The following is a 24,694-nucleotide window of genomic DNA, read 5'->3' on the forward strand; positions in this document are numbered from 1 at the left end:
ACCTCGGTGCATAACACCGAGGTTCCAATTATTTAGAATTTCAATTCCTCTTTTCGGGCCATGATTTCATCGTATTCCTCCTTGGAGCCTACAATGATATTTTCATAATCCCTCATTCCCGTACCTGCTGGTATTTTATGACCAACAATTACGTTTTCTTTCAATCCTTCCAGAGTATCTACCTTACCGCTTACCGCAGCCTCGTTAAGTACTTTGGTCGTCTCTTGGAAAGAAGCGGCCGAGATAAATGATTTCGTCTGCAAGGAAGCACGTGTAATTCCTTGTAGGATAGGTGTAGCAGTTGCTGCCACAGCATCCCTTGCCGTAACCAAATTCTTATCATTACGTTTAAGAATCGAGTTTTCATCCCTTAATTCACGAGCACTTACAATCTGACCTGGTTTTAGGTTTTCGGAATCACCAGCATCCTCTACCACTTTCTGTCCAAAAATCTCATCGTTCTCCTGGATGAAATCATCCTTGTGAACCAATTGATTTTCTAAGAAAATAGTGTCTCCCGGATCCTCAATACGAACCTTACGCATCATTTGACGAACTACTACCTCAAAGTGCTTATCATTGATCTTCACCCCTTGTAAACGATATACTTCCTGAACTTCGTTCACCAAGTATTGTTGTACAGCTGAAGGTCCTTTGATTGCCAAGATATCCTCAGGAGTGATCGACCCATCGGACAATGGCATTCCGGCACGTACGTAATCATTTTCTTGAACAAGAATTTGATTCGACAATTTCACCAAGTATTTCTTAACCTCACCCAATTTGGATTCGATGATAATCTCACGGTTACCTCTCTTTATCTTACCAAAGGAAACAACACCATCAATCTCGGAAACAACAGCAGGGTTAGATGGGTTACGAGCTTCGAACAATTCGGTAACTCTTGGAAGACCACCCGTAATATCCCCAGCCTTAGCTGATTTACGTGGTATCTTGACCAAAATTTTACCTTCATTGATCTTATCTCCATCGTCAACCATAATGTGCGATCCAACCGGAAGGTTGTAAGAACGCAACACTTCATCCTTATTGTTCTTGATCAATAGGGTAGGTATCAATTTCTTGTTCCTAGATTCCGAAATTACTTTTTCTTGGAATCCTGTTTGCTCATCAATCTCTACTTGGTAAGTTATACCCTGTTCTATATTCTCATATGCGATCTGCCCAGGGAATTCCGAAACAATAACTCCGTTGTATGGATCCCAAGAACAAATAACCTGACCTTTCTCGATTTTTTCACCATTCTTAATGAACAAGTTAGAACCGTAAGGAATGTTATTGGTACTTAACGTTATTCCAGATTTAGCATCTACAACCTTAATCTCAGATGTCCTGGAAATTACAATATCAGATTTTTTACCTTCTCCGTCTTGACTGGAAACTGTCCTTAAATCTTCAATTTCTGCAATTCCACCAAATCTGGCTTCCAATTTATTTTCCTCGGAAATGTTACCTGCAATACCTCCCACGTGGAAAGTACGCAACGTTAACTGTGTTCCTGGTTCACCGATAGACTGTGCTGCTACTACACCTACAGCCTCACCTCGTTGTACCATTTTATTGGTAGACAGGTTACGTCCATAACATTTACCACAGATCCCTTTCTGGGCCTCACATGTCAAGGCAGAACGAACCTCTACTTTTTCAACTGGGGATGCCTCAATCTTCTTAACATCGGATTCCATTATTTCCTGACCTGCCCTTAAAAGCAATTCTTCAGAAATAGGATCATAAACATCGTGTAATGAAACCCTTCCAAGGATACGTTCCCCTAAAGTTTCAACAATCTCTTCATTTTTCTTAAGAGCCTCAACTTGAACCCCTCTTAGTGTTTCACAATCCTCAATATTGATAATTACATCTTGTGAAACATCCACCAAACGACGTGTTAGATAACCCGCATCCGCCGTTTTCAACGCCGTATCCGCAAGACCCTTACGTGCACCGTGGGTAGATATAAAGTATTCAAGAATGGATAGACCCTCTTTAAAGTTGGACAAAATGGGGTTTTCAATAATTTCCCCACCTCCAGCAGTAGATTTCTTTGGTTTCGCCATTAATCCACGCATACCGGTCAACTGGCGAATCTGCTCCTTGGAGCCCCTTGCACCAGAATCCAACATCATATACACAGAGTTAAATCCTTGCTGATCTTCACGAATACGTTTCATAGCCAATTCTGTCAACATTGCATTGGTCGATGTCCATACGTCAATTACCTGATTGTAACGTTCGTTATTGGTAATAAGACCCATGTTATAGTTGGCCATAATACCATCTACCTGTGTATTGGCATCCGCAATCATTTCATGCTTCTCTGGCGGAATAATAATATCTCCCAAACTAAAGGACAATCCACCTTTAAAAGCGAATTCATAACCCATAGTTTTTATTTTATCCAAGAACTCCGCGGTTGTAGGAACATCGGTAACACTTAAGATATTACCAATAATATCCCTAAGCGACTTTTTGTTCAATACCTCGTTAATGTATCCTGCCTGTTCTGGTACTACCATGTTAAACAATACCCTACCAACTGTAGTTGGAATGATCTGATTAACCAGTTCACCAGCCTCATTAAAATCTTTGGCACGTACCTTAATACCCGCGTTAAGATCTAATTTCCCTTCATTAAAGGCAATAACCACCTCTTCATAGGAATAGAAAGTCAACCCTTCTCCTTTTACTGCTACTTCTGGAGTAGACTTTCTTTCTTTGGTCATATAATACAGACCCAAGACCATATCCTGTGATGGTACGGTAATAGGTGAACCGTTTGCAGGGTTCAAAATATTATGTGATGCCAACATTAAAAGTTGTGCCTCCAAAATAGCCTCAGGTCCCAAAGGCAAGTGAACTGCCATTTGATCCCCATCAAAATCCGCGTTGAATGCAGTACATACCAATGGATGCAAACGTATAGCCTTACCTTCAATAAGCTTTGGCTGGAATGCTTGAATACCCAATCTGTGCAATGTAGGAGCACGGTTCAATAATACAGGATGTCCTTTTAAAACATTTTCAAGAATATCCCAAACTACAGGCTCTTTCTTATCTATGATCTTCTTGGCAGATTTCACCGTTTTTACAATACCTCTTTCAATCAATTTACGGATTACAAAAGGCTTGTATAGTTCAGCCGCCATATCTTTTGGCAAACCACATTCAAACAACTGCATTTCAGGTCCAACGACGATTACCGAACGGGCGGAATAATCCACACGTTTACCCAAAAGGTTTTGACGGAATCGACCTTGCTTACCTTTCAATGAATCTGAAAGTGACTTCAACGGTCTATTTGATTCGGTTTTAACTGCAGATGCCTTACGTGTGTTATCAAATAAAGAATCCACTGCCTCCTGAAGCATACGTTTCTCATTTCTAAGAATTACCTCTGGAGCCTTAATTTCGACCAATCTCTTAAGACGGTTGTTTCTTATAATAACCCTTCTGTAAAGATCGTTCAAATCCGAAGTAGCAAAACGACCACCATCCAATGGCACTAAAGGACGTAATTCCGGTGGAATAACTGGAATTACCTTCATGATCATCCAATCAGGCCTGTTCTCCCTATTTTCTTGTGATTCCCTCAAGGCCTCAACTACTTGAAGTCTTTTTAGGGCCTCTGTCTTACGTTGTTTGGAAGTTTCGGTATTGGCCTTATGCCTTAATTCATAAGACAATTGGCTCAAGTCTATTCTTGCCAAAAGATCAATAAGACATTCCGCACCCATTTTAGCGATAAACTTGTTTGGGTCAGTATCTTCCAAATATTGATTCTCTTGTGGAATGGACTCCAATATATTCAAATACTCCTCTTCGCTCAAGAAATCCATTTTTTGGATTTCCTCACCGTCGGGTCCCTTGGCAATACCTGGCTGAATTACTACATAACGCTCGTAGTAAATAATCATATCCAATTTCTTGGAAGGCAAACCTAATAGGTAACCAATCTTATTGGGCAAGGAACGGAAATACCAGATATGGGCAACAGGAACAACCAAATTAATGTGTCCTACCCTATCTCTACGTACCTTTTTCTCTGTTACCTCTACCCCACAACGATCACAAACAATACCGCGGTAACGAATTCTTTTATATTTTCCACAGGCACATTCATAATCCTTTACAGGACCAAAAATACGCTCACAGAATAGACCGTCCCGCTCAGGCTTGTGCGTTCTATAGTTAATAGTTTCAGGTTTCAAAACCTCACCTCTTGACTCTGCCAAAATAGCTTCTGGAGATGCCAAACCGATTGAAATTTTATCGAACCTTTTAATGGTATTATTATCTTTTAGTCTAGCCATAACTATATTCTGATACTAATTTAATTCTTGTTTTTAGGAATAGTGTTCAAAACCAATCCTTGTTATTCTTCCAATCTAATATCCAAACCTAATCCCTTAAGTTCGTGCATTAATACATTGAAAGATTCTGGCAAACCAGGTTCTGGCATGGTCTCTCCTTTTACGATCGCCTCGTATGTCTTGGCCCTACCTATTACATCATCCGATTTAACGGTCAATATTTCACGAAGTGTAGCAGAGGCACCATATGCTTCCAGCGCCCAAACTTCCATCTCTCCAAAACGCTGTCCACCAAATTGTGCTTTACCACCCAATGGCTGCTGCGTAATAAGTGAGTATGGTCCAATTGAACGAGCATGCATCTTATCGTCTACCATATGTCCTAGTTTCAACATATAGATAACTCCAACAGTCGCAGGCTGATCAAAACGCTGACCTGTACCACCATCATGAAGATAGGTATGTCCAAATCTAGGAATTCCAGCTTCATCGGTATAGGCATTGATTTCATCCAAGGTAGCACCATCAAAAATTGGGGTCGCATATTTCTTCCCTAATTTTAATCCGGCCCATCCTAAAACAGTTTCATAAATCTGTCCAATGTTCATACGCGAAGGTACCCCTAGCGGATTCAATACGATATCCACAGGTGTTCCATCCTCTAGGAACGGCATGTCCTCATGACGTACGATTCTGGAAACAATACCTTTGTTTCCGTGACGACCCGCCATTTTATCACCAACCTTAAGTTTACGTTTTTTAGCAATATAAACTTTGGCCAATTTCATAATACCGGCAGGCAATTCATCTCCTACAGAAATAGTGAACTTGTCCCTTCTAAGGTTACCCTGAAGGTCGTTCAACTTTATCTTATAGTTATGCAAAAGATCCGTTACCATGGTATTGCTTTCCTTATCCGTAGTCCAACTTCCACCAACCAAATGGGCAAAATCGTCAACGGCGTTCAACATTTTCATGGTATACTTCTTCCCTTTTGGCAACACTTCTTCCCCAAGGTCGTTCAATACCCCTTGAGAAGTTTTGCCGTTGACCAATGTAAATAGCTTTTCGACCAATACATCTTTCAACTGTTGGAATTTTACTTCGTATTCCAACTCCAATTTGGAAAGCTCTTCCTTGTCCTCGGAACGCTTACGCTTATCCTTTACAGATCTTGAGAACAATTTCTTATCTATAACAACCCCTCTAAGAGATGGGGATGCCTTTAAGGAAGCATCTTTTACGTCACCAGCTTTGTCACCAAAAATAGCGCGTAACAATTTTTCTTCCGGAGTAGGATCGGACTCACCTTTTGGAGTAATCTTACCTATCAAAATATCTCCAGGCTTAACTTCCGCTCCAATACGGATCATACCGTATTCATCCAAATCCTTTGTAGCTTCTTCAGAAACGTTAGGAATATCATTGGTCAACTCTTCAGCTCCCAATTTGGTATCCCTTACCTCCAAAGCGTACTCATCAACGTGGATAGACGTAAAGATATCCTCACGTACTACTTTTTCAGAAATTACGATCGCATCCTCAAAGTTATAACCTTTCCATGGCATAAAGGCCACGACCAAGTTTCTACCCAAGGCCAATTCGCCACTTTCTGTTGCATAACCTTCACAAAGTACCTGTCCTTTTTTAACCTTGTAACCTTTTTTAACAATTGGCTTAAGGTTAATACTTGTTCCTTGGTTTGTTTTTCTAAACTTCACCAATTCATAAGTTTTGGAATCCTCTTCGAAACTTACCAATCTTTGCTCTTCGGTACGGTCGTACTTAATAGTGATTTTTTGGGAATCAACATATTCTATAACGCCATCTCCTTCTGCATTGATCAACACCCTTGAATCAGACGCTACTTGACGCTCCAAACCTGTACCTACGATAGGTGACTCCGGCTTCAATAATGGAACTGCCTGACGCATCATGTTAGATCCCATCAAGGCCCTGTTGGCATCATCATGTTCCAAAAATGGAATCAAAGATGCCGAAATAGACGCTATTTGGTTAGGCGCAACATCAGTATACTGGATTTCGGCAGGATCCACTACGGGGAAATCCCCTTCTTCCCTTGCAATTACCTTCTCTGCAGTTATAGTACCTTTTTCATCCATAGGAATGTTTGCCTGGGCAATTTTCATTCCTTCTTCCTCTTCTGCACTTAGATAAGTAAAGTCATTAATGTTTACTGTACCATTATCCACCTTGCGATATGGTGTTTCCAAGAAGCCCATTGGGTTAACCTTGGCAAATACCGAAAGTGAAGATATCAATCCAATGTTCGGTCCTTCAGGAGTTTCAATAGGACAAAGTCTACCGTAGTGCGTATAGTGAACGTCACGTACTTCAAACCCTGCTCTTTCTCTGGAAAGTCCACCTGGCCCTAATGCCGATAATCTTCTTTTGTGCGTAATCTCGGCCAATGGATTGGTTTGATCCATAAACTGTGATAACTGGTTGGTACCAAAGAAAGAGTTGATTACCGAGGACAAGGTCTTGGCATTGATCAAATCTATAGGGGTAAACACCTCATTATCACGTACGTTCATACGCTCACGAATTGTTCTGGCCATACGTGCCAGACCAACACCAAATTGCTGGGACAATTGTTCACCTACAGTCCTTACCCTACGGTTGGAAAGGTGATCAATATCATCGATCTCAGCTTTGGAGTTGATCAACTCGATCAAATATTTTATAATGGTAATGATATCTTCCTTGGTCAAGACCTGCTTGTCCATTCCAATATCCAATCCCAATTTTTTGTTCATTCTATAACGTCCAACCTCTCCAAGGTTATAACGTTGATCGGAAAAGAACAATTTATCTATAATACCACGTGCTGTTTCCTCATCGGGTGGCTCAGCATTACGCAATTGACGATAGATATGTTCAACAGCCTCTTTTTCAGAGTTCGTTGGATCCTTTTGAAGGGTGTTATGGATAATGGCATAATCGCTTTGTGCATTATTCTCTTTGTGCAAAAGAATAGTCTTCACATCAGCTTCCAAAATCTCATTTATGTGATCTTTTTCCAAAATAGTATCACGGTCCAGGATAATCTCATTTCTTTCAATAGATACTACTTCGCCAGTATCCTCATCCACAAAATCCTCATGCCATGTATTCAATACTCTGGCCGCCAATTTACGGCCCAATACTTTTTTCAAGCCGGCATTGGAAACCTTAACCTCTTCAGAAAGGTCGAATATCTCCAAAATATCCTTATCCCTTTCAAAACCAATAGCTCTGAACAGGGTAGTAACCGGTAATTTTTTCTTTCTATCAATATAGGCGTACATAACACCATTGATATCTGTTGCAAATTCTATCCAGGAACCTTTAAAAGGAATAACCCTGGCAGAATATAATTTAGTTCCGTTAGCATGGAAGGATTGGCCAAAGAAAACCCCAGGAGAACGGTGTAATTGGGAAACAACAACACGTTCCGCTCCATTGATAACAAAGGTACCACTAGGCGTCATGTAAGGAATAGTTCCTAAGTACACATCTTGTACAATGGTCTCGAAATCCTCATGCTCGGGATCCGTACAATATAATTTTAATCTTGCTTTTAATGGAACACTATAAGTAAGTCCACGCTCTATACATTCTTGAATGGAATATCTCGGTGGATCAATGAAATAATCTAAAAATTCTAATACGAACTGGTTCCTTGTGTCTGTAATTGGAAAGTTTTCCATGAAGGTGTTGTACAACCCTTCATTGCCCCTTTCGTCAGATTTAGTTTCAAGTTGGAAAAAATCCTGAAATGATTTAATCTGAATGTCCAAGAAATCCGGATAATTCGGCGTGTTCTTAGCGGATGCGAAACTTATTCTTTCAGTCTGATTTGTGAACATCTATGGACAAAATTTTGATCGTGAATACTATAATTGGGTAGTGTATGCCACTATACACGGTATGTATAAAAAGGCTTAGGTCTAGCCACAAAAAGCGGAAAGACCTAAACCAAAATATTAATGGTTGTTGTTACTATTATTTAAGCTCAACTTCCGCTCCTGCTTCTTCCAAAGATTTTTTAATTCCTTCAGCCTCGTCTTTAGAAACACCTTCCTTAACGGCTTTTGGTGCGCTATCAACGATGTCCTTAGCATCTTTCAATCCTAAACCAGTTAATTCCTTAACCAATTTAACTACTGCTAATTTAGAAGCACCAGCTGCTTTCAATATAACGTCGAATTCAGTTTGAGCTTCAGCAGCCTCACCACCTTCAGCAGCACCGCCACCAGCAGCAACAGCAACTGCAGCAGCTGCAGGCTCTATACCGTACTCTTCTTTTAATATATTAGCCAACTCATTTACTTCTTTTACTGTAAGGTTAACCAATTGTTCTGCGAAATCTTTTAAATCTGCCATTTTTCTATCGTTTAATAAAATTTTAAAATATAATTGTTTTTAGTGCGTACGTATTATCTTTCTGATAATGTCTTAAGGATTCCAGCAAGTTTACCACCGCCAGATTTAAGTCCAGAAATAACATTTTTAGCTGGGGATTGTAACAATCCAATAATTTCTCCAACCATTTCTTCTTTAGACTTAATGCTTTCTAAAGCATCCAATTGATCATCACCAACATAAATTGCTTCAGCAATATATGCTCCCTTCAACAAAGGCTTGTTAGACTTTTTTCTAAAAGTCTTGATCAGCTTTGCAGGTGCATTTCCGGTATCCGAAAACATTAAAGAGGTATTCCCCTTCAACACTGATGGAAGTTCACCGAAATCCTTATCCGAAGCCTCCATTGCTTTTGCAAGCAAGGTATTCTTAACTACAGCAAGTTTTATATCAGCCTTGTAACAAGCCCTTCTTAAAGCTGAAGTACTTTCAGCATTTAATCCGGAAATATCGGCTAAATATATAGTGGAGCTATCCCCTAACTGCGCAGTTAAATCTTGTATAACATTTAATTTCTCTTCTCTTGTCATAATAAAAATTTTTAACTACCAGTTAAACTGCTTTTGGATCCAATGCAACACTAGGACTCATGGTACTGGACATATATATAGTTTTTACATATACTCCCTTGGCTGCAGTTGGCTTTAATTTTACCAATGTATCCAACAGTTCGTTGGCATTATCCGCAATTTTATCAGCTGAGAAAGAAACTTTCCCAATTGCAGCATGCACAATTCCTGTTTTATCCACTTTAAAATCGATCTTACCGGCTTTTACCTCAGCTACTGCTTTGGCAACATCCATTGTAACCGTACCTGTTTTTGGGTTCGGCATAAGACCTCTTGGTCCCAAGACCCTACCTAAAGGACCTAACTTACCCATAACACTTGGCATTGTGATAATTACATCAACATCGGTCCAACCGTTTTTAATTTTATCCAAATATTCGTCCAATCCTACGAAATCAGCTCCAGCTTCTTTAGCCTCAGCTTCTTTGTCCGGTGTTACCAAAGCCAAAACCTTAACATCTTTACCGGTACCGTGTGGAAGTGTAACTACACCACGAACCATTTGATTGGCTTTTCTTGGGTCAACGCCCAAACGTACCGCCAATTCAACAGATGCATCGAATTTTGTATTGGTTATTTCTTTTACTAAAGCAGATGCCTCTTCAACAGAATAGAGTTTATTCTTATCTATTTTGCTGTGGGCTTCCTTTTGCTTCTTTGTTAATTTTGCCATTCTAAATTGCTTTTAAGATTTTAAAAAGGTCTGTTGCCTGCAACTTTTAAACCCATAGATCTTGCTGTACCTGCAACCATACTCATTGCCGATTCTACCGTAAAGGCATTAAGATCTACCATTTTGTCTTCAGCGATCAACTTGATCTGGTCCCAAGATACACTTGCAACCTTGTTTCTGTTAGGCTCGCCAGATCCTTTTTTAATCTTAGCCGCTTCCATTAATTGAACTGCCGCCGGCGGTGTCTTTACAACGAAGTCGAACGACTTGTCTTTATAAACCGTGATCGCAACTGGCAATACTTTGCCTGGCTTATCCTGCGTACGAGCATTGAATTGCTTGCAGAACTCCATAATGTTGACCCCGGCAGCACCTAAAGCGGGTCCAACCGGTGGCGACGGATTCGCTGCACCTCCCCTAACTTGTAGTTTAACTACTTTACTTACTTCTTTTGCCATTGTTTAAAATTAAATTTAAAGAGTGCTAATTTGGAAGCAACACTTCTTTTATCTATGTAACAGTTCTTATTAAACTTTTTCTACTTGCATATAACTGAGTTCCAATGGTGTTTTTCTTCCAAAAATTTTCACCATTACCTCCAGCTTGCGCTTTTCTTCGTTAATTTTTTCCACGGTTCCGTTAAAACCATTGAAAGGACCATCAATAACCTTTACCGTCTCACCAAACACAAATGGTATGGCAACACTATCGGTCTTAACTGCCAATTCATCTACTTTCCCAAGCATTCTATTCACTTCGGATTTCCTCAAGGGAACAGGATCCCCACCTTTGGTTTCACCCAAAAATCCAATCACATTGGTAATAGAACGGATAATATGGATCATTTCACCTCCAAGGTTGGCTTTGATCATAATATATCCAGGAAAATAAACACGTTCCTTATTAATCTTTTTACCGTTCCTTATTTGCACCACTTTTTCAGTAGGAACAAGAACTTCTTCCAAATAGTCCTCAAAACCAAGCCTAGCAACTTCCGTTTCTATATAGCCTTTAATTTTGTTTTCCTGACCACTTACAGCTCTTACAACATACCATTTCTTATCCAATACTTCTGACATACAGTGCTTCTTAATTGATTATGTTATTGAAATACAGTTGTATCAATTTACTAAACAAACTATCAACACCCCAAGTCGCAAGCGCAAAAATTATAGAAAACACCGCCACGATTACCATCAAGTTGGAAGACTCCGCCCTAGTAGGTAAAGTAACGTTATTCCTAAGTTCGTCTATAGATTCTTTTATATATGTAATCATGCTGCGAAATATTTATTTTCTTAACTATAAAACAAGGTCTTAAAAAAATACTGACGACATCATCCCAATCAGAAAAGAACCCATTCTATTTTGCACGGGCGGAGAGGCTCGAACTCCCGACACCTGGTTTTGGAGACCAGTGCTCTACCAACTGAGCTACACCCGTTTATATTTACATTGAAAGGTATCCCGCTTTAGCAAGACACCCTCAATGTAAACTATACTATACTAAAATATTAGTCTAATATCTTGGTAACCTGACCTGCACCAACTGTTCTACCACCTTCACGGATAGCAAAACGCAAACCTTCGCTAAGTGCAATTGGAGACAATAAGTCAACAATAATAGTAAGGTTATCTCCAGGCATAACCATCTCAACTCCACTTGGAAGATTGATAGTACCGGTAACATCTGTAGTTCTTACATAGAACTGAGGACGGTAGTTATTATGGAATGGAGTGTGACGTCCACCTTCTTCTTTTTTAAGGATATAAACCTCAGCTTCAAATTTAGCGTGTGGCTTAACAGAACCTGGCTTACAGATTACCATTCCTCTTTTTATTTGAGATTTTTCAATACCTCTCAAAAGGATACCAACGTTATCTCCAGCTTCACCTCTATCCAATATCTTACGGAACATTTCAACCCCAGTAATAGTAGAGTTCAATTTCTCAGCACCCATACCGATGATCTCAACAGGATCTCCTGTATTTGCAACTCCAGTCTCGATACGACCAGTAGCAACAGTACCACGACCTGTAATAGTAAATACATCTTCAACAGGCATCAAGAAAGGCTTATCAACATCCCTTGTTGGCAATTCGATCCAGCTATCAACAGCTTCCATCAATTCCATTACAGTATCAACCCATTTTTGCTCACCGTTAAGTGCACCTAAAGCCGATCCAGAAATAACAGGTCCATTGTCACCATCATACTCGTAGAAAGAAAGCAATTCCCTTACTTCCATTTCAACCAATTCCAAAAGCTCCTCATCATCAACCATGTCCACTTTATTCAAGAAAACAACGATTCTTGGAATACCAACCTGACGACCTAATAGGATGTGCTCGCGAGTTTGTGGCATAGGACCATCAGTAGCAGCAACAACCAATATAGCACCATCCATTTGGGCAGCACCAGTAACCATGTTCTTTACGTAATCCGCGTGACCTGGACAATCTACGTGAGCATAGTGACGGTTCGCGGTAGAATATTCTACGTGTGAAGTATTAATAGTAATACCTCTTTCCTTTTCTTCAGGAGCGTTATCGATAGAATCGAAACTTCTCATTTCAGAAAGTCCTGCGTTTGCCAATACTGTAGTAATCGCAGCAGTCAATGTAGTTTTACCGTGATCCACGTGTCCAATAGTACCTATATTTAAATGCGGTTTGGAACGATCAAATGTTGCCTTTGCCATGTTTGTTAATTTTAATTCTTAGTTTATATTAGTGTACAAATAATGCCTTAATTGAGCCAATGATGAGATTTGAACTCATGACCTCTTCCTTACCAAGGAAACGCTCTACCCCTGAGCTACACCGGCATCTTTAATTTTAACCATTGGGCCAGGCCCAATTTAAAACTATAACCCTATACCCAAAGTTTAAGAGCGTTGACGAAGTTTACCCTCGGCGTCGCTCAGGACAGGATAATTAAATCTAGTCCATTTAATTTTAATTGCGCAAAGCCCCATCAAAGGAGCTTTTGCTTTTAAAATCTAGAGCGGGAGACCGGGTTCGAACCGGCGACATTCAGCTTGGAAGGCTGACGCTCTACCAACTGAGCTACTCCCGCTTTTATAATTTTTAGGCAAACCTAAAAATTAATTTCATCATTTCAAAAAAAACTTTCTGTATTTTCATACAAAGACCTTTAAAGGCCTTTTGTGGGGAGAGCAGGATTCGAACCTGCGAAGACGTAGTCAGCAGATTTACAGTCTGCCCTCGTTGGCCGCTTGAGTATCTCCCCAAACCATATTTTAAAGAACCTAAGAAAATATTAATTTTCTTTTTTTTGAGCCGATAGAGGGACTCCCCTCGACTACGCTCGGGATAAACTTCTCGTCCCGGACGCTTTTCAACCCTCTTTCAAAATTTCAAACAAAAATAATACTATTTCTGTTTTTTTTGAGCCGATAGAGGGACTCGAACCCACGACCTGCTGATTACAAATCAGCTGCTCTAGCCAGCTGAGCTACATCGGCTTTTGTTACTTTTTTCTTCAAAAAAAAGTCCGCTATTTCTAACGGACTGCAAATGTAGATATTTATTTATTTAATCAAAACATTTTTTGATAATTTTTTTACGCATTTAATCTTATTTTTTCTTTTCGCTTAACCAACTTCCTTTCCAAGGAACTACACGCTGTGTCCACAGCCTCTTCAAAGGACTTGCATTGCTTTTTCACTACAAACTTATCTTTAGGAACCAACACCTTGATTTCCACAATTTTATTCTCCTTAGCACTTGTATTTTCAACCTTAAGATATACATCAGAACTAATTACCTTGTCATAAAACAATTCCATTTTATTCAATCTTGCCTGAATAAAATCAATAAGCTTTCCGTCTGCAGTGAAATTCACCGATTGTGCATTTACTTTCATAAATTGAAGTTTTAAAAGAATTAAACAATAAAATCTAAGACAGTACTATTTCTTACTTCTAGGATGAGCGGAGAAATGTACCTTCTTTAATTCCGCAATACTATTATGGGTATAAACCTGGGTCGATGCCAAACTGGAATGCCCCAATAATTCCTTTACAGAATTTAAATCCGCACCCTTATTTAGCAAATGTGTGGCAAAAGTATGTCTTAAAATATGCGGACTCTTTTTTACCTTGGCCGACACCAAACTAAAATACTTATTTATAATTCTATAAACAAGCGTTTCGTACATTTTATTGCCTTTGTCCGTGAGAAAAATATATGCTTCATCCTGGATTACACTTAATGTACTACGTTCCAGATTATATTCCAAAAACAATACCTTGGTGGCCCCCAAAAGAGGAATGATCCGTTCCTTATTGCGCTTCCCCAATACCTTTATAGTCATAGCCTGATAATCTACATCCTTGACCTTTAGGCCAATCAGTTCGGCACGTCTTATGCCGGTAGTATAAAGCAATTCGATAATTAACTTGTTGCGCTTACCTTCAAAATTATTCTCGAAAGGAATTTGGGAAAGAACATCTTCCATCTCCGTTTCGGAAAATGGTATCTCTATCTTCTTCGAAGTTTTGAGTGCTTTATGTTTTGATAAGGGGTTAATGGTCAAAATTCCAACTCCTAACAGAAATTTATAATAAGCCTTTAGGGATGCGATTTTTCTGTTTACAGACCTGTTGGAAACTCCAGATTCCACAAGTGATACTATCCAGCTCCTAATCAAGTTATAGGACACCTGGGCAATATCCTCAAGATTAAACTGCTGCCTACAAAAATTTTCAAATTCAACTATGTCGTTATGATATGCTTTTGTGGTATGCGGAGAATAGTTCTTCTCCAATGACAAATACGAGATAAATGATTCTATGGACATATCCCAAAGTTACAAAAGATAACCCCCGATAAGAATAGGGCACAAAAAAAAAGTCCCACAATAAGTGGAACTTTTTAAACTATTATAAATTCAAGTGGATCTAGATTTCCTCCTTATCCCTTAGACCTTGAATATATTGAGCTTTCTGAATCTTCGCTCTGTTCTCTACAGATGGCTTAGTAAACTGCTGACGTTTTCTCAACTGTCGCATTGTACCTGTCTTGTCGAACTTACGCTTGAAACGCTTTAAAGCTCTATCGATGTTTTCTCCTTCTTTTATTGGTATTATTAACATGGGCAATAACCTCCTCTCTTTTGTGATTAAGGCTGCAAATATATACCTTAAAAATGAATTACAAATATTTATTTTAAAATTTTTCTGGCAATCACCACTTTCTGTATCTCGGTAGTCCCTTCCCCAATAGTACACAACTTGGAATCCCTATAGAATTTTTCCACAGGAAAATCCTTGGTAAATCCATATCCACCGTGTATTTGGACCGCCTCATTAGCCACTTTTACACATACTTCCGAGGCATACATTTTGGCCATAGCCCCCAATTTGGTAACATTGCGCCCTTCATTTTTAAGGAAAGCCGCTTTGTGCAAAAGCAATTCCGATGCTTCAATTTCAGTGGCCATGTCGGCAAGTTTAAAGGAAATACCTTGAAATTGGCTAATCGGCTTTCCAAACTGCACCCTCTCCTTAGAATATTTCAAGGCAGCTTCATAAGCGCCTTTGGATATTCCCAAGGACAAAGCTCCAATGGATATTCTTCCCCCGTCCAAAATCTTCATGGACTGCACAAATCCTTCCCCTACTCCACCTAATCTATTAGAGTCCGGAATTTTACAATTATCAAATACCAATTCGGCCGTTTCGCTGGCCCGCATTCCCAATTTGTTTTCTTTCTTTCCACTGCTAAAACCTGGCGTCCCCTTTTCCACTACAAAGGCGGTCATGCCATGACTATCCCCTTTCTCCCCCGTTCTTACCACCACCACAGCAATGTCCCCACTCTTACCATGGGTAATAAAATTCTTGGCACCATTCAATATCCAGGAATCACCTTCCTTGACAGCAGTAGTACTCATCCCTGCGGCATCGGAACCCGTATTGTGTTCTGTAAGGCCCCAGGCACCGATCCATTCTGCCGTAGCCAATTTTGGTATCCATTTCTTCTTTTGAACCTCGTTCCCAAAACTAAGGATATGATTGGTGCACAATGAGTTGTGCGCTGCTACCGACAAACCGATGGAAGGATCCACTTTGGAAATCTCTTCAATTATAGCCACATATTCATGATAACCCAAGCCGGAACCACCCAGTTCAACGGGAACCAAAACCCCCATAAAACCCATTTCCCCTGCTTTCTTAAAAACCTCAATAGGAAAGGTTTGGGCCTCATCCCATTCCATGACGTAGGGCCTAATATATTGTTCAGCAAACTCCTTGGCAGAGGCAGCCACCAATTGTTGAGTTTCAGAGTAATCAAAACTCATTGTTGAGGGGGTATCGATAACCATTATTAGCAATTTTTTTATAATTGCAAATATAACTTAATTATATCTAATTTTTCTGAAGGGAAATCTTCGATTTCTATTAATTCATCAAATGAAGCTATACCACCGTTCGCTTCCCTGAAAGCTACAATACGCGCTGCCACGTCATATTTTATATAAACCAGTTTTGATAAATCCCTTGAAGATGCTTGGTTAATGTTGATTTTGGATATAGCCGGACTTTCCAAAACCCTATAGTCTTTTAGAACTCTTGCAACCACTTCGGGCTCCAGACCATATACGTGGCTTAATTGCTCCTCCACCAAAAAACCTCCCAAATGGTCCCTAAATTTCACAATGCGCTGGGACAGCTTTTCCCCAATTCCGTTCACGGACCTTAATTCTTCTGCGGTAGCACTATTAAGATCCTTGACCTTACCAGGTTTAATAGCATTGTCAACTGACACTATTTCCGATCTCATTGAAGAGCGGGACCCAGCGCCACCTAACGTCTCCTTACTTCCCTTTTGAGTCCATTCGGGAAACTTAAAATAGGGCCGCAAACTTTCCAATAGGGAATCGGATATCAATGTTACTTTTTGAAATTCCTTGGCGGAATTAACGAACTGCTCCTTAGCTCTAAAAACATGTAGCCTATCTATTTCCTCTGTAGACATCCCCAAAATATAACCCTTGTAATCTGTTATAAAATTGGGATTAAATGGAAAGACCGAGATCGAATCCCTCTTTTGGTTACGACTTCTCAATTCATCAATTTTGGTTTGGTATTCCTCGTCGACCGTTAGGGAATTGGCCTTTTCAGATAGAGGATAGGATTTAACAACAAAATATACTGCCTGGAAAATAACTATGAGAAGCAACAAAAAGAAAATCCCGCTTCGCTCCTGTTTATTGAACTTAAAGTGGGATTTAAACGATTTTCTGTTCACGACTCAAACTTTATGTCTTAAAAGCACTTTTAATTATCACAGAATATGATCCAAAGACCATTACTACTTATTGCAAAAAAGGCATAGCTACAAAAGCGGCTACATTCAAAATATTGCCCTAACCCAAATCTAGGATGGCCATAAGCTAAATATAATAAAATAAGCCCGTATTACTTAACTGTATTTAAAAGAAAATCCCACCAAATTCCAGCGTATGGAATCCAAGGTGGGATTAATGTTTATTCTCCTAAATCTTTAGTTATGCCTTTCCCTTTTTTTTGTAAAGTAAATTGGCCTTAAGTTTTACCAAATAGTCATCAAGATCTCTTTTCACCTCACCGGACATCAGGTAAAGTCCAATAATATTCGGGAAGGACATGGCCAGGATCATCATATCCGAAAAATCCAATACTGCTCCCAAACTCACAGATGCACCTACCACTACAAAAACTAGGAATAACATCTTATATACAAATTCTACTTTTTTACTTTTCCCAAAAAGATAGGTCCAAGCCCGCATACCGTAATAGGACCAGGAAATCATGGTTGAAAATGCAAACAAGAACACTGCCAAGGCCAAAACATATGGAAACCATGAAAGCACACTTCCAAAGGCATCAGATGTTAATTGGGCACCTGCCATCCCCTCAACTTCGTGCATTCCTGTAAATATTAAAACCAAAGCGGTCAAAGTACATACCACGACGGTATCTATAAATGGCTCCATAAGGGCTACAAAACCTTCTGACGGTGGATGATTTGTCTTCGCCGTACTATGCGCAATTGCAGCAGAACCAACTCCGGCTTCATTGGAGAATGCGGCCCGCTGAAAACCAACGATCAAAACCCCTATAACACCGCCTTTAAGTGCACTTGGACTAAAAGCCCCATCCACTATGGCCGCAAATGCAGGGCCTATATTTTCTATGTTGATGATGATTACCGTTAAGGCGGCCAGAATATAAATAGAAGCCATAATAGGTACTACCCTCCCGGTTACATTGGCTATACTATTAATTCCACCAATTATTACCACCCCGACAAGTATTGCCGTAATTATTCCAAACCAAAATCCATTGCCCTGTAAGGCCGGGAATTGACCGGAAAGCTGTTCAAAAGATTGATTGGCCTGAAACATATTTCCGCCTCCAAAAGAAGCCCCCACTGCCAATACCGCAAAAAGACCGGCAAGCGCCTTTCCCAGACCTTTTAAATTCCTTTTCTCCAGTCCATAGCGCAGATAGTTCATTGGACCTCCAAAAACACGGCCATCAGGAAGTATATTACGGTATTTAACCCCTAATGTACACTCCACAAATTTGGAAGACATTCCCAACAGACCACAAACAATCATCCAGAATGTTGCACCGGCACCTCCCAAGGAAACGGCCACCCCTACCCCTGCAATATTCCCTAGTCCCACCGTACCGGAAACGGCTGTTGCCAAGGCTTGAAAATGGGTTACTTGTCCCGGGGCATCCGGATCGTCATATTTACCTTTGGCCAAATCTATTGAATGTCTAAATCCCCTAAAATTGATAAAGCCCATTCTCAACGTAAAGAAAATAGCTCCGATTACCAACCAAATTACTATAAATGGTATTGCCTTTTGTTGTGGATCTCCATTGGGATGGGTTATAATAACAGGCTCATCATATTTAACCTCTGCCAAAAAATGGGCTCCTTGCTCAATTACGTGCTCCGAGTTCTCGGAATTGTATATAACCCCTCCTTCCTTGGCCAAATATTTTAATTGGCCGTTGACAGGCGACGTTATTGTTTCGGTGGTTCCATTACTTTTAGAAATAATCGCAATATCATCCCCTTTTTTCACCATTTGTCCTTCAGGCTTCAACCACTCCTTTAGAATAAACTTATCCTGGGTTTCAGGGGACCAACCTGGAATTCCAATGCGTTTCACATCCGCATACACTACTGGATCATAAATCCCAATGGCAGCGAAAGGATCCCAAAAAAGAACGGATCCCAAAGCACTTACGGCGGGTGTCATAACTCCATTAAAAAATTCGGTAATTGCCTCGCTAGGTACTTTGTACTCCTTGGTAATCTTCAACCCTTTTGCATCGGTAATAGTAACTGTATAGGGAAGGCCTTCTACAAGTTTAGTTGCTTGATTGGCGGTCAATGGGGTATTTTGATTACTCCATTTATATTGATAGGGTGGAGTACCACCTTCAACCTCCAACTTTACAACACCATCATTGATATTGTTCGAAGGATTGTAAATAGACTCCTTTACAATAAGTTCTTGGGAAAATAAAACAAACGAAAACAGTAAAAAAATGGAAGATATATATTTCTTCATATGTAGCTTGAAAAGTTTAATTTTGTTGGTTTAGCTTCTAATATTCCGGCAATATCCTAAAAATAATGCTTGGAATCAAATATAATTTTTTATCCACTCAATCAATGTGGAACATCTCATTTAATTTTTTTATTTGTTCCGGCCTGCCCAATACTATTACTTTCCCCTGCGGCTGTAATTTTAGATCGGCCTCTGGGTTAATTATATAATTGCCATTCGGTTCAATATACCCAATTATAGTGCAGCCTGTCTTCCTTCTCAAATCCAGATCGCGCAAAGAATGGTTGTCTATCTTGGTCATAAAGCTTTCTATGGTAACCTCTTCCAAATTGGTAGTATTCTCCCCTTCTGTTGAAAGTTTGTCCATAAAGGTAATAAGGTCGGGTATAACTACTAAGGACGCCATGTGATCCCCTCCTATCTTATCGGGCATAATCACCTTGTCCGCCCCTGCTAGTTTTAATTTTTTTTGGGACGTTATTTGGGAAGCCCTACTTATTATGAACAGGTTATTGTTCAATTGTCTGGCCGAGAGCACCACAAATAGGTTGGCAGCATCATCGGGCATTGCCGTAATTAGGTATTGCGCCCTATCTATTCCGGCTTCTATGAGGGTATCATCTTCATTGGCATCACCTTCAACGAACAAGATCTCTTCTTCAAACTTTTCTATGACTTCCCTATCTTTTTCAATGACCACAAAAGGCCGGTTATAAGCCTTAAGTCTTTCCGCTGCCTGATTTCCATTTCGGCCAAAACCGCAAATAATGACATGGCTGCTTAAACTACTGATTTTGTTTTTCACCTTTTTTTTCTTTAGAAGTTGAAGCGCATTACGACTCAGGATATATTCTGTTATTACCGAAATTGCGAACGCAAATATAAATACACTTGTAACAATTAAAACAACTGTAAATATTTTTGCCTCGGCATCCAACGGACGTACCTCAGAAAAACCAACGGTGGTTACCGTTATAATGGTCATATAAAAGGCATCTATCCAAGTATAGTCAGATAAGAACCTATATCCAAATACCCCGAACAACAAGACCATGACCAATAAAGCCAGAGCCAAATACATTCGGGAGCGAAAAAGTCTTATCATACTTAAAGATCAAAAACAGAGGTTCTTTTGGTATAGAGCAAGTCCTTAATCCTTAACCAAAAAGCCATAAACAAATAAAGGGCAAAACCAAAGCCCAAGGTAACGAAAGTAAGATATATAAAGGATGTACGAACTACTCTTGTACGTATGCCCAACCGCTCAGCTATCCGCCTACAAACCTCAAATCCTCTTTTCTGAAAGTAATAAAGTACCGTATAGAAAATGTTCATGCCTTAAAATTAGGGTTTTCTATTCAATAATTGATGGCCCACAGCACATTGCAAACATTTATTTTTTGTACAATATTCATTGTACAACTGTATTACTGCCTGACTTTCTTTGGCTGAGGGAAATAGTAAATTAAGCGACTTAAACTTAGAAATAACCGTATTGCTTTCTGGTGCTATAGCGGAAATGATATTTATTATCTCCTCTGGCACATCCCTTCCCATATGTTTTGCATAACTTAATTTTATGGGAAGAACTGTATTGACAATCAATAAATCTACAAACTTCCTGGTAAGTATCTTGACATGATTCTTGGAGACTTTTCCAAAAGTATAATGATTGTTCCAATATTCACTGGCAGAAACTGTAAAAACCAAATAAAGTTCCTCTACACTTTTGGCATTGACAACCTTACTGAAGAGGTTTTGGTGCAATACATACAAATTGGCCAATTGGGAAAGTCTGATTGTTGGGAAATTAGATGGGCGCAGTTTAAAAAACTCCGGTTTTTGATGTGGTGTTTCCAAGAAATGGAACTTGGCCTTTAGAAAGGCAAATTCCTTTTTTAAGCTATTATAGTAATGATCGCCGGTATCATCATTATCCAAGAATCCTGCAAAGCCGTAGAACAAACTTTCCATTTGAAGTTTACTGCCCTGTATTTTACGTACCACTGGGTAAGGCAGTCGATTAGCAATTTCATAAAAGGACTCGCCATTTATTTTAAGTCCAAAATTTTTGAAAAGCAATACAAAAAACACGCGCTCCCAATCGTTGTTGGAAGCTTTTAACAGTTGGGCCACCAAATCTGTTTTCCTCTCCAAACGCTCAAAATAGAGTACCTCCAACCAATTCTGTAAAACAAAATCAGAAGTGCCACCAATCTCATTTCCACAATTTATAAATGAGCGCTCTTTGCGGTAGAACAATTTTTGGTACTCCTGTAAAAGACTGAAGGAAATATACTCTCTGAGCACTAAAGTGGGAATAACCGTATTATCGCTCCTGAAGACGTCACAATCGTCCTCCCAAACCACATGAAGGATTACATTTTGGTAATTGGGATCTATTTCGTGATTGTGGGCGTACCAATCGGAAGATTTTATATGCATCTCCACCGTACCGGCCCACAATTGTTCATCTATTTGAATCTTGGCATTAAAAAAGTCGGGACCGGACAAAAGATTATGGGATCCTACATCCAATATTTGAATGACTTCATTTTTGGAGCCTTTTAAATTCCCCAATTGAAGTTTTTTATACTTCCAAATAAAATGCAAAAGATCTTCCCGCATAATCCAAAGTAAGGAAAAAACCAATACTCCACAAGGTTAAATGAAAGCAAGATACTTTATGCCAAGAAGCCCTTTAGACCTTAATTTTGACAAGGCCGGCCCTCAAGTATGTTATTCCGCTATTTCACCTTCCCAGTTCATAAACCCGCCTACTAAATTGTAAGCATTTTCAAAGCCCAACTTGTTCATGATGGCACATGCCTGACCACTGCGTTGCCCAGACCTACAATAGACATAGTAGTTTTTAGTTTTGTCCAACTTTTCCAGTTCGGCAACGAACTCTTGCCCTAAATAAATATCTATATTGGTCGCGTTTGGGATATACCCTTCCTCAACCTCTTCTGGAGTCCTAACATCCAACAAGAAGGCGTTCTCGTCGTTTTCAAATTGTTCACTCCACTCCTCTTGTGATAAATCTGCCATTTGTGTTATTCTTTAATCCCCAAAAATAATGTTTTTAAAAAAAATCATCCAACATTTAAAGCACAAATATAAAAGGGAGCCATTTGCCAAAATAAAGCAAACCAATTTTGCCTATTTGAACATGCATCATACTATTTAACAAATTTTTATCACCAACAATGTTGGAGAACTTAATTTAATCCATACATTTGTATATACAATTGTTGTAATGACATGAATGTAGAAAAAATTATTAAAACCGATAAACAAATCCCTATTACAAGTAGGACCATTATTCATTTAAGCCTTGTTGAAAGCAAGATAAATGAGATGATGACTGCGGCGCTAAAACCCCATGGAGTTTCATTGCAGCAGTTTAACGTACTAAGGATACTAAGAGGCCAAAAAGGCAAACCCGCCAATCTTTCTACCTTAAATGAAAGAATGGTGACCAAGATGAGCAATACCACTAGATTGGTAGACAAGTTGATCCTTAAGGGATATGTAGAACGCATGGTATGCCCAAGTAACCGTAGGAAAGTTGAAATAAACATAACCCCTACAGGTGAAAGTGCATTGTCCCTAATGGATTTGGCAATGAAAGAGTCCGAGGAAAAATTGTTGGAGAATTTTTCCCCAGACGATTTATCGTCCTTAAATAAATTACTGGATAAATTTTAAACGCAATTAAAACAAGTACAAATAATTATTAAATTCAAAACATGAATTCTTATATAGAAAATTTAAATTGGCGCTATGCCACCAAAAAGTTCGACGCTTCCAAAAAAGTGTCCAAAAAAGATTTAGAAAATTTATTGGAAGCTACGGCCTTGAGCGCATCCTCCTACGGATTGCAACCTTATGAAATACTGGTTGTGGAAGATGCTGCCCTGAGAAATAAATTACAGCCCGCAGCTTGGGGACAATCCCAAATAACAGAAGCCTCCCACTTAATAGTACTGGCCAACCAGTCCACTTTTGGTGAAGAATTGGTAGATGATTACTTAAACAATGTAAGTGAAACACGGGGTATTCCGTCCAATGATCTTCAAGGGTACTCAGATTTTATGAAGTCAAAATTAATGCCGTTATCGGAATCGGCCAAGGCCACTTGGACAGCTAGACAGACTTATATTGCATTGGGGAATTTACTGTCAGCAGCTGCCGATCTAAAAATAGATACCTGCCCTATGGAGGGTTTTGATAGTGCCCAATTTAACGAAATGCTCGGACTATCTAAAAGAGGGCTTAACGCAGCAGTCCTTGTAGCTGTAGGTTATAGATCCATAGAGGATAAAACACAGCATTATAAAAAAGTGCGAAAAGCGAAAGAAAATTTAATTACACATTTATAAACAGAAACTTTAACAAACATTATCTTAAAATTAAAATTATGAAAAAAAGCGCATTGAGTTTAGTATTGGCCGTATTTACAGGTTTAACCGCCATGGCATCCACTCCAGTGGACAACGAAGTAAAAGAAGTAAAAATATCAGAAAGTACGGTTACTTGGAAAGGATACAAAGTTACAGGGTCCCATCATGGAACAATTGCCCTAAAGGAAGGCTCCTTAATTTTTGACGGAGATAAACTAACTGGAGGAGAATTTGTTGTAGATATGCCTACCTTGGTTTCAAACGACTTGCAAGGGGAATACAAAGGAAAATTGGAAAATCACTTGAAATCCGATGATTTTTTCGGAGTTGAGGCACATCCTACCTCCAAATTGGTCTTTACCTCTGTAAAAGCCACAGGCAAAAATTCCTATGAAGTTACTGGAGACCTTACCGTAAAAGGAAAAACCAACCCAGTAACTTTTGACATCTCTATCTATGGAAACAAGGCTACGGCCACTATGAAGGTAGACCGGTCTTTATATGACGTAAAATACAACTCAGGTAGTTTCTTTGCGAATTTAGGGGATAAAACCATATATGACGAGTTTGATCTTGTAGTAGATTTGGTATTCTAAACCATCACAAATATTAATGTTTAAAACCTCACAATTGTGGGGTTTTTTATTTTTTACGTAACACAGGTTTGTATATATAAAATTCCT

Annotated in this window: 22 protein-coding genes and 5 tRNA genes; 3 read left to right on the forward strand and 24 right to left on the reverse strand. The window is 39.3% G+C overall.

Annotated features, from left to right (window positions below; all coding sequences use genetic code 11):
* Positions 1 to 32: 32 nt before the first annotated feature.
* The 24 genes from rpoC to U735_RS0116285 form a co-directional block, all read right to left on the reverse strand.
* Positions 33 to 4,331, reverse strand: a complete 4,299-nt coding sequence (rpoC, locus tag U735_RS0116170; RefSeq protein WP_031444825.1) for a DNA-directed RNA polymerase subunit beta' — start codon at positions 4,329 to 4,331, stop codon at positions 33 to 35.
* Positions 4,332 to 4,393: 62 nt separating this feature from the next.
* Positions 4,394 to 8,203, reverse strand: a complete 3,810-nt coding sequence (gene rpoB, locus U735_RS0116175; RefSeq protein WP_031444826.1) for a DNA-directed RNA polymerase subunit beta — start codon at positions 8,201 to 8,203, stop codon at positions 4,394 to 4,396.
* A gap of 136 nt (positions 8,204 to 8,339) precedes the next feature.
* Entirely contained in the window at positions 8,340 to 8,720 is a 381-nt protein-coding gene (gene rplL, locus U735_RS0116180) for a 50S ribosomal protein L7/L12 (protein ID WP_031444827.1), read from the reverse strand.
* 53 nt (positions 8,721 to 8,773) lie between these two features.
* The gene (rplJ, locus tag U735_RS0116185; protein ID WP_031444828.1) at positions 8,774 to 9,289 is read right to left on the reverse strand and encodes a 50S ribosomal protein L10; all 516 of its coding nucleotides are present in this window, start codon (positions 9,287 to 9,289) and stop codon (positions 8,774 to 8,776) included.
* Between the two features lie 22 nt (positions 9,290 to 9,311).
* Positions 9,312 to 10,001: a 50S ribosomal protein L1 gene (gene rplA / locus U735_RS0116190; RefSeq protein ID WP_031444829.1), complete on the reverse strand. Its 690-nt coding sequence runs from the start codon at positions 9,999 to 10,001 to the stop codon at positions 9,312 to 9,314.
* A 20-nt stretch (positions 10,002 to 10,021) separates the two neighbouring features.
* A complete protein-coding gene (rplK, locus tag U735_RS0116195) occupies positions 10,022 to 10,459 on the reverse strand; it encodes a 50S ribosomal protein L11 (protein ID WP_031444830.1) in 438 nt (145 codons plus the stop codon).
* Positions 10,460 to 10,528: 69 nt separating this feature from the next.
* A complete protein-coding gene (gene nusG / locus U735_RS0116200; RefSeq protein WP_031444831.1) occupies positions 10,529 to 11,080 on the reverse strand; it encodes a transcription termination/antitermination protein NusG in 552 nt (183 codons plus the stop codon).
* Between the two features lie 10 nt (positions 11,081 to 11,090).
* On the reverse strand, positions 11,091 to 11,279 hold the full coding sequence (secE, locus tag U735_RS0116205) for a preprotein translocase subunit SecE (protein WP_031444832.1): 189 nt from the start codon (positions 11,277 to 11,279) through the stop codon (positions 11,091 to 11,093).
* Between the two features lie 93 nt (positions 11,280 to 11,372).
* Positions 11,373 to 11,445 (reverse strand) — tRNA-Trp (locus U735_RS0116210).
* A gap of 70 nt (positions 11,446 to 11,515) precedes the next feature.
* Entirely contained in the window at positions 11,516 to 12,703 is a 1,188-nt protein-coding gene (gene tuf / locus U735_RS0116215; protein WP_031444833.1) for an elongation factor Tu, read from the reverse strand.
* Positions 12,704 to 12,757: 54 nt separating this feature from the next.
* Positions 12,758 to 12,829 (reverse strand) — tRNA-Thr (locus tag U735_RS0116220).
* Between the two features lie 178 nt (positions 12,830 to 13,007).
* Positions 13,008 to 13,080, reverse strand: a tRNA-Gly gene (locus tag U735_RS0116225).
* Between the two features lie 92 nt (positions 13,081 to 13,172).
* Positions 13,173 to 13,254: transfer RNA gene (locus U735_RS0116230), tRNA-Tyr, on the reverse strand.
* Positions 13,255 to 13,415: 161 nt separating this feature from the next.
* Positions 13,416 to 13,489: transfer RNA gene (locus U735_RS0116235), tRNA-Thr, on the reverse strand.
* 98 nt (positions 13,490 to 13,587) lie between these two features.
* On the reverse strand, positions 13,588 to 13,890 hold the full coding sequence (hpf, locus tag U735_RS0116240; protein ID WP_031444834.1) for a ribosome hibernation-promoting factor, HPF/YfiA family: 303 nt from the start codon (positions 13,888 to 13,890) through the stop codon (positions 13,588 to 13,590).
* 45 nt (positions 13,891 to 13,935) lie between these two features.
* Positions 13,936 to 14,826 carry a tyrosine-type recombinase/integrase gene (locus U735_RS0116245; protein WP_031444835.1) on the reverse strand — a complete coding sequence of 297 codons (891 nt, stop codon included), beginning with the start codon at positions 14,824 to 14,826 and terminating at the stop codon, positions 13,936 to 13,938.
* Positions 14,827 to 14,926: 100 nt separating this feature from the next.
* Positions 14,927 to 15,121: a 30S ribosomal protein S21 gene (rpsU, locus tag U735_RS0116250; RefSeq protein WP_031444836.1), complete on the reverse strand. Its 195-nt coding sequence runs from the start codon at positions 15,119 to 15,121 to the stop codon at positions 14,927 to 14,929.
* Positions 15,122 to 15,189: 68 nt separating this feature from the next.
* Positions 15,190 to 16,329, reverse strand: a complete 1,140-nt coding sequence (locus U735_RS0116255) for an acyl-CoA dehydrogenase family protein (RefSeq protein ID WP_031444837.1) — start codon at positions 16,327 to 16,329, stop codon at positions 15,190 to 15,192.
* Between the two features lie 38 nt (positions 16,330 to 16,367).
* Entirely contained in the window at positions 16,368 to 17,279 is a 912-nt protein-coding gene (locus U735_RS0116260; protein ID WP_031444838.1) for a ComEA family DNA-binding protein, read from the reverse strand.
* A 259-nt stretch (positions 17,280 to 17,538) separates the two neighbouring features.
* Positions 17,539 to 19,605, reverse strand: a complete 2,067-nt coding sequence (locus U735_RS0116265; protein WP_031444839.1) for an amino acid carrier protein — start codon at positions 19,603 to 19,605, stop codon at positions 17,539 to 17,541.
* A 97-nt stretch (positions 19,606 to 19,702) separates the two neighbouring features.
* A complete protein-coding gene (locus U735_RS0116270) occupies positions 19,703 to 20,710 on the reverse strand; it encodes a potassium channel family protein (RefSeq protein WP_031444840.1) in 1,008 nt (335 codons plus the stop codon).
* A 2-nt stretch (positions 20,711 to 20,712) separates the two neighbouring features.
* Positions 20,713 to 20,940: a PspC domain-containing protein gene (locus U735_RS0116275; protein ID WP_031444841.1), complete on the reverse strand. Its 228-nt coding sequence runs from the start codon at positions 20,938 to 20,940 to the stop codon at positions 20,713 to 20,715.
* Between the two features lie 9 nt (positions 20,941 to 20,949).
* Positions 20,950 to 22,233, reverse strand: a complete 1,284-nt coding sequence (locus U735_RS0116280; protein WP_031444842.1) for a DUF2851 family protein — start codon at positions 22,231 to 22,233, stop codon at positions 20,950 to 20,952.
* A 111-nt stretch (positions 22,234 to 22,344) separates the two neighbouring features.
* A complete protein-coding gene (locus U735_RS0116285; RefSeq protein ID WP_031444843.1) occupies positions 22,345 to 22,656 on the reverse strand; it encodes a rhodanese-like domain-containing protein in 312 nt (103 codons plus the stop codon).
* Between the two features lie 213 nt (positions 22,657 to 22,869).
* Between U735_RS0116285 and U735_RS0116295 the strand changes: the two genes are divergently transcribed.
* Genes U735_RS0116295 through U735_RS0116305 form a run of 3 tightly spaced genes read left to right on the forward strand, consistent with a single transcriptional unit; the run spans position 22,870 to position 24,607 of the window.
* Positions 22,870 to 23,316 (forward strand): MarR family winged helix-turn-helix transcriptional regulator, encoded by a 447-nt coding sequence (locus tag U735_RS0116295; protein WP_031444844.1) that lies wholly within the window; start codon positions 22,870 to 22,872, stop codon positions 23,314 to 23,316.
* Between the two features lie 41 nt (positions 23,317 to 23,357).
* A complete protein-coding gene (locus U735_RS0116300) occupies positions 23,358 to 23,990 on the forward strand; it encodes an NAD(P)H-dependent oxidoreductase (protein WP_031444845.1) in 633 nt (210 codons plus the stop codon).
* 38 nt (positions 23,991 to 24,028) lie between these two features.
* Complete coding sequence (locus tag U735_RS0116305) at positions 24,029 to 24,607, forward strand: YceI family protein (RefSeq protein WP_031444846.1); 579 nt, start codon at positions 24,029 to 24,031, stop codon at positions 24,605 to 24,607.
* The last annotated feature ends 87 nt before the right edge of the window (positions 24,608 to 24,694 follow it).

This window comes from Arenibacter algicola, assembly GCF_000733925.1.
In the GTDB taxonomy this organism is placed as follows: Bacteria; Bacteroidota; Bacteroidia; order Flavobacteriales; family Flavobacteriaceae; genus Arenibacter; species Arenibacter algicola.